Origin of the sequence: Roseinatronobacter ekhonensis, from assembly GCF_900499075.1 — a bacterium.
GTDB classification, from domain to species: Bacteria; Pseudomonadota; Alphaproteobacteria; order Rhodobacterales; family Rhodobacteraceae; genus Roseinatronobacter; species Roseinatronobacter ekhonensis.
The window spans coordinates 1-1,500 of sequence record NZ_UIHC01000155.1; the positions used below are offsets into that span (position 1 = coordinate 1).

The 1,500-nt window shown below is 48.2% G+C and carries 1 protein-coding gene and 1 pseudogene; one reads left to right on the forward strand and one right to left on the reverse strand.

The features are described 5' to 3' along the window. The first annotated feature begins 609 nt into the window (after positions 1-609). The gene (locus ROE7235_RS19560; protein WP_121097713.1) at positions 610-1,350 is read left to right on the forward strand and encodes a hypothetical protein; all 741 of its coding nucleotides are present in this window, start codon (positions 610-612) and stop codon (positions 1,348-1,350) included. Here the strand turns inward: ROE7235_RS19560 and ROE7235_RS19565 are convergent. Next, a pseudogene (locus tag ROE7235_RS19565) lies at positions 1,300-1,500 on the reverse strand (IS630 family transposase); the annotation flags it as partial. The gene ROE7235_RS19560 and the pseudogene ROE7235_RS19565 sit on opposite strands and share 51 nt — an antisense overlap.

Sequence of the window (1,500 nt, forward strand, 5' to 3'; positions counted from 1 at the left end):
CGACAAGCCCAAACCCTTCAAATGGACCAAAACCGCCGAGGACATCCTCACCCGGGAACGCCGCGCTCTGAACGCGCTCGATGAAATTCGCGGAAACAGGTAGGAAGTGTCAGACTCAGAACACTAGGGGGGATCGAGAAGGGGGGACATGGCGAATGCCCCCCTCGGGGGCTGGTCTGGGTGCGGACGCCCGCTCAGGCAGGGAACATCCCCCGCGAAAGACGGGGGTGGCCCTGACGTTGGCGTCGATTATACTCCCATATCTGAACACAGAAGCTACTAGACTGCGATCATGGCCAGAAATCGAAGTTAACTGCACGTATCGCGAATGGCAGGGAAGCGAATAAAACACATTCTGAAAACTTAGGACAACAGCCCTGAGCTGCCTTTAATATCACACTCAGCAAATTGCAACATCACGACAGCAACGTTGAAAGCGTTGCTTGTCGAGCATCTGGCGGGGTATCGAGGAATAAAAAAAAACGACAGTGTTTGTACCTGACACCTTGATCTTCAAAGTTGATTCAGGCTCACTGATACACCAGAGCACTAACTTGAGCAAGTCTACGACTCGCGCTGCGCAAAAATTCGATATATGGTGATGAAACGATGACCAGCAGTTTTTTCTTTAACCAAGCAAATAAGAGCGAAGAAAACAAGCAGCTTCTCGAACAGCTCGAGGAATGGGCCGCGGAGAATAATACCCAAGTCTACGTTGTCGACGGGCCATTGGGTGACGATAAGTATGAATATAGCCACGTCGGACATATTGTGGCTTTATCTCCAGGTAGAAAGATTGCACTCATCAACTTTGGGGCAAGCGAAGAAGAATTTGAGGAGTTTATCGAAGACTTTATTGAAGATGTGGGGTCAATTTCTGACAAATATGAGTACAAAGACGCTATTGGTCGTCCTCGGAAGTGGCGGAAAAGCCTTCTCTTGGAGATAGAGGACGGAAAAGCCTTTTCTCTCGATGATTACCTTGCCCAGAGCTTGGTTGATGATCCCGCGAAACGGAGAATTTCGGAGCTCGTGATATCCTTGATCACTGGAAGCATTAACGATATCGAGCGGGCGACAGCCGAACTACCTGACAATCTCTTGGATAAGGTGAAGCAGAAGATCCAGCTCTTTGATGGGGATCAAACACGTTTTATATACCAAGGGATAAACAAAAAAAGCGTACACATACAAGGGCTGTCTGGTACAGGCAAAACAGAATTACTTCTGCATAAACTGAAGGATATTTATGTCCGAAATCCTTCTGCAAAGATCGCACTTACCTGCCATATACTTCTTCTACTCCAAAACCCGAAAGTTCTCGTGTGTTATGACGCGGAAGTTATCTGACACCTTGTCGCGGAATTTCTTCCATTCCTGCGGGATGGTCTCACGCATGAATGCAAGGATGGCGTCGGCGAATTGCTTCTGACTTCGGTAGTAGCGATTGTGGGTGACATAATGGTGCAAGACCGCCCAAAGACGTTCAATTGGATTGAG